The organism is Helicobacter bilis (genome assembly GCF_900198365.1).
In the GTDB taxonomy this organism is placed as follows: Bacteria; Campylobacterota; Campylobacteria; order Campylobacterales; family Helicobacteraceae; genus Helicobacter_A; species Helicobacter_A bilis_B.
Genome location: NZ_FZMS01000040.1, coordinates 1 through 5,459 on the forward strand (window position 1 = coordinate 1; position 5,459 = coordinate 5,459).

General features: G+C 33.0%; 3 protein-coding genes. All 3 read right to left on the minus strand.

Annotated elements, in window-relative coordinates; all coding sequences use genetic code 11:
- Positions 1-2,715: 2,715 nt before the first annotated feature.
- A complete protein-coding gene (locus C6H08_RS06095) occupies positions 2,716-2,922 on the minus strand; it encodes an N-6 DNA methylase (RefSeq protein WP_233708505.1) in 207 nt (68 codons plus the stop codon).
- 312 nt (positions 2,923-3,234) lie between these two features.
- The gene (locus C6H08_RS11490) at positions 3,235-3,471 is read right to left on the minus strand and encodes a P-loop NTPase family protein (protein ID WP_194145900.1); all 237 of its coding nucleotides are present in this window, start codon (positions 3,469-3,471) and stop codon (positions 3,235-3,237) included.
- Between the two features lie 174 nt (positions 3,472-3,645).
- On the minus strand, positions 3,646-4,686 hold the full coding sequence (gene recA / locus C6H08_RS06105; protein ID WP_005219265.1) for a recombinase RecA: 1,041 nt from the start codon (positions 4,684-4,686) through the stop codon (positions 3,646-3,648).
- Positions 4,687-5,459: the final 773 nt, after the last annotated feature.

The window sequence follows — 5,459 nt, forward strand, 5'->3', positions numbered from 1 at the left end:
TTTAGAGTGAGATTTTTTGTTTGTATCATTTTAAATCTTTTTTTGTGGTATAATGTCGTCTAGGTTTTGCATTCGGAAGTGTTTGTCGTTCTGCTTAGTATATCCCATGCAAAATTTAAACTAGACAGCTTACATGCAATGGCACTTGTGCTTAGTTGTTTGGTTGCAAACTTTCAAGCTTTAAAAAATAAGATACATTATTCTTTGCCCTTCTTTCTTCTATGTTTATTGCCGCATTTGAATCCCTAAAATTACCAAGATGCACGCTATAAGATTTAACATAATCTTTTGCATGGACTGACTTTTTGTGTTTCTTTGTATATAGCATTTGGAAATATTTTGTGTTGCGTTTATGCGTTGTTCTTTTGTAATACCATTTTAATGCAGGGGGGGGGGGGATGAATATGAAAATTCATCGTACGCCATACTTTGCAATTTTTTAGTCTTTTTTTTGTTGTGATTTTCTAAAAAAATCTTGTTTCTCTGTCCTTATAGGCTTTTGAACCTACGGAGTTGCAAATACACTGAAGACCCTTTCATATCTTTAGTGTTATCTTCCTAAAAGACACTATAATTAAGCCAAAAAATACTTTTAGATCCCTTGCAATCTTGCCCTTATTATCTTTAAGCACAAGAAAAACCTTTGCTATCTGTTGATATTGATTTTATTTGTTGCTTACTACTTTTTTTGCTTTGTTGGGACTCTCTGTGTTGATATTTCCCACTTGACAATGTTTAAAGTAAGGCCAATCTTTAGTCTAATCTGCATAACAACAAGACATTTACCTCAACTAAGCTCTTATCATAAAAGATTAGATGCAGTCCATATGCTACATTTTAAGAGACATATTTATGTGTTTCACCTTCAAGGTTTAAATCTTTGCCACTTTCATAAATAGGACACATGGCACCTGCATAAAAATATAAAGCTTTTTTGTATTGTCTATTTGCATGGATTTTGCATACTGCTATTTGTTTCTTATGTTTCACGCCAAACTTGTGTCGTTCACAAAAAAAACATATAGGGCCATTAGACCTATAAGGACATAGAATGCTTTTGAATTCTTTGTCACTTTATTTCAAAACAAAGAATCTAAACAATTTACTTTAGCTATAAGAGGCACAGAATTTAAACTAGGGTAAATCAAAGATTTAATGAATGGTTACATATGGACACAAATAATGACGATGTGGATAAAGCAGTACAACAATACTTTGATATGCTATTTTTATGAAGAAACCATAAGGCCTTTAACGCAAAGATAAATGTCGTAGGACACTCATTGGTGACTATTTTCACAACTTTTTGTCTTATCTTTTGTTGCTGTAAAATCTGTAAATAGTATTTTAAGTGAGGAAATAATAGGGATTTTTCTATACTAGAACTTTTATACTTATCTTTATTTTTTTATTCCAATTGTCGTATTTCTTGGCTTATGCATTATAGATGCGATAGAAGTTACTGCATATTGTTATGTGGCTTTGTAAAAAATATCTGCTACTGGTATGGTGTCACACTTATATTATCACGGTTTGTTTTTATTATATTGCAATTACGCCATGCATAAGATGAAGTGTTTTGATAGTTTTATAATATATATATATATATGGGTTTTAGTAAAGATAAGGAATAAAATATCAATGGTTAATGATACACAAAACGCTAAATTGATTTAATTAAAAAATGGATTATGCGGGAGTGTGTTGATGCAAGTTATGCTTTTTTGCACCACATTATATGGAAACATTCGAGATAATTAAGAAAACAGGAGAATGTGAAAAAGGTAATGAGCAAACTTTTGGTTCAACATATAACAGTCATAATTCTGCCTATGTAAGAGCTATTGAAACAAGACTTAATGAAGATAAAGGGTGATTGGTGTATTACTTTAGCTAATGAATGTTTTATGGATAAAGGTAAATAACCAACAATAACATTGCTAAAATCAATTAGATTTTAACCTCTTTAAAAGAACCAAAAAAATCACTAATCACTTCAAAGTTTTAAAGCATCAACACAATGAAGTAAGAACAAGGGGAGATGGAAATAGTGATGGTAATTATGGTTTTTTGCTGCGCTCTTTGAGGATACACAAGCTAAAAAATTCTTTAAACGATATAGATTTGCTAGACTATTATCCTAAATTTGACACAAAGAATAATACGCAAATTCAAGATGTCCCCCAACAGCAATAAACAAGCAGAAGAACAACAAAAACAAAAATATCAAGAGAGAACTATGAAATTTTGAATATATCCGTAAAACAACCGGACCCGCAAAGATTTTACATAATGTTTTTTTTGAGATTACACTTTATGAAGAAATTGTAGAATGGCTGGAAAGGTAATTCAATACAAAATTAATTGCTATGTTTGATCGTATTTATCAAGGTTTTACAAAAAAATGAGAAAATACTTTCATGAAAAGCTGGAAATTGGGAGAGTGATAATATTTGTAAAAAAAAAACAATATCCTATTAATATCATAAAACCCTATAAGTTATCGGGACAATGTATGTGCGATTATGGCTTGATGGATACAGCATTTGTAAGCGTTTTTGATTTCAAAAAAAAGGGGGGGGCAGTAGCTCTTGTGCTTTAACAGGTAAGTTTAAAATGAAAATGGGGTTTATCGCAAGCGACAGTATTTAGCAGGGGTGTTTCAAAAATAATGCTGTGAACATGGATAAAGATGTCTCAAAGGATTTTAAAAAGTCATAATGCGAAGTCTTGAGCACCTAAAAAACATTTCAACTTGGGTTTTGGTGCAGTAGAAATCTTACCTCTTGCATGGTAAAAAAACTCGCCATCACTTTTACCCGCACTACCTGCATACATACGCATAAGATATTCATACGCATCGCCAAAAGCATCAATGATGTTATCGCTACAATTTAAGTCAAGTTCAGCTATAGACTTCATTACTTTATATAGCTTTTCATTGCGTCTAATAAGGAGACTTTCGCCTAAGTTGGCACTAGAATTAACATCAACATCAATAAACAAGCATTTAATCTATTTCGATACTAAGATTTAAAGATTAAGCAAACTTTCCATATGCAATGACTTTTTACCAAAATAAAATGGAATAGCTCACTTGTAAATATTCTAAAATCATTCAATCTCACAGATAAGGTCTGAGAAGGTTTATGCATGATTGTGTAGTATATTGTCAAGCGATAGAGCTGAAACTTCAATACCATTTTCAGCAAAATAAAGGGCAAACTCACTCTATTAATTGATATTTGGGGGGGGGGCGTGGATATCCCAAGGCTTAAAAAGATCTTCGCTATTACTGTGTTGTAACTCTAAAGGTCGTTGAATAAGCATGGTTGTCTTACCGATCATCCTAGTTCCAATAATGCCAATAAGATTATGACTAAAATCAATGTGTTTAAAAAGATAGCGTTTATATGTTATTTTAAAATTTTTTATCAGTCTGTTTTGATACACTTCTATCGTATTTTGCATTGCATATCCCTATAAGCACAATTGTTTATAATTATTGATAACAAATGTACAAAAAAAGATCTTACTTGGGGTTATAGTTTTTGGTGCAAATATATTATACAAAGAAGTGTAAAAATACAATTTTAATTCATAAAACCCCAAATTCTAGAATCTTGCACCCAACTCGCATAATCTCTACTCACTCCCCTCTAATTCATCTGGCAGGGGCATAATCTCATCACTTGTGCCAATTTGCTCTTTTATTTTTGCAGCAATTTCATTTGCTATATCAACATTTTCTTTTAAAAAGGCTTTTGCATTTTCTCTGCCCTGCCCAATCTTTTTATCGCCATAAGATAGCCACGCACCGCTTTTATCGATAATATCAAGCTTTACCCCATAGTCAATAATCTCGCCCTCTTTGCTGATACCCTCGCCAAACATAATGTCAAATTCCGCTTCTCTAAAGGGTGGTGCGACCTTGTTTTTCACCACTTTTGCCTTCGCACGATTGCCGATAATGCTATCGCTTTGCTTGAGTGTAGCCACTTTTCTTATATCCACACGCACACTCGCATAGAATTTCAATGCATTACCACCTGTTGTAGTCTCTGGGCTACCATAGCCCATAACGCCGATTTTCATACGAATCTGATTGATAAAAATCACGGTGGTATTCATCCTTGATAACACACCTGTAATCTTACGCAAAGCATGGCTCATAAGCCTTGCTTGTAAGCCCACATGCTGATCGCCCATATCGCCATCAATCTCTGCTTTCGGTGTCAAAGCTGCAACAGAATCCACAACAATCAAATCGACCCCGCCACTACACGCAATCGTCTCTAAAATGCTTAACGCCTGTTCGCCATTATCTGGTTGGCTGACTAAAAGATTCTCTGTATCAACGCCAAGATTTTTTGCATAATACACATCAAGGGCATGTTCAGCGTCAATAAACGCACACACACCGCCATTTCTTTGACACTCTGCGATAACCTGCAAGGATAATGTCGTTTTACCGCTTGATTCTGGTCCATAAATCTCAATGATTCTACCCTTTGGGATACCACCAATTCCTAGTGCTAAATCAAGTCCCAATGAACCTGTGGATATAGAATCTATCTTTTCTACCTGCTTGTCTCCAAGTCGTATAAGCACACCTTTGCCAAATGCCTTATCCACTTGCTTCATCGCATTTTCAAGTGCTTTTTGTTTATTTGGATCAATCGCCATTTTTACCCTTTATCTAGTAATTTTTATAAGATTCTAGCATGATAATGTAGATTTTAAAAACGAATGAATGTTTTATTATCCTTAATTAATGCATGGACTTTGAAACAACATTTATTGTTTATACATAAATTTGTCTCAATATTAATTTTATGGCTTATTTACTTAATTGTGCTCTTAAATAAGAAATATAGATTCTATTATCATTGGCAGACTTGCGAAGCAAGTCATGGAAATCCATTTATTATTTATACCATAACTCTTTTCCACGCCACATTTTATGAGATTTTTATATTTTACATGTTTGTTGATAGTAATATATATGAGAGAGAACATATAAAAAAGATTGTTTTGCATGTTTATTTGACAAAAATACTATGAAATGAAGCAAACGAAGCGAGAATTTAACAAAATTGCAGAAAATGCAAGTGGGATTGCAAGTTTGAGTGTAATTCCCATCAAAAAAGCAAAAACTAGCTAGTTTAGCCTAGTTTTAATGAGATATAAGATTAGAGAAAACAAAGAAATACAACAAAAGCCCTAGATCACGCATACAGCCCTTATAGTATGATTAACACTGGCACAACTTGCATTAACACAAGAGCCAAATGAAGTAACCTTATTTTAAGTGCTAAAGATTATGACAGCAAAACTATTCTTTGCTCCCATAATCTTTTGTTATCTCATATATTTTCATCTTAGATAAAACGACACAAAAAAATACACTGATGACACAAATTTTGACACACATATATACATTTTATGCCCTATTTTGC

Coding starts and splice junctions, on each gene's coding strand:
- recA (WP_005219265.1), bottom strand. CDS start 4,686: ATGGCGATTGATCCAAATAAACAAAAAGCACTTGAAAATGCGATGAAG.
- C6H08_RS11490 (WP_194145900.1), bottom strand. CDS start 3,471: ATGCAAAATACGATAGAAGTGTATCAAAACAGACTGATAAAAAATTTT.
- C6H08_RS06095 (WP_233708505.1), bottom strand. CDS start 2,922: ATGAAGTCTATAGCTGAACTTGACTTAAATTGTAGCGATAACATCATT.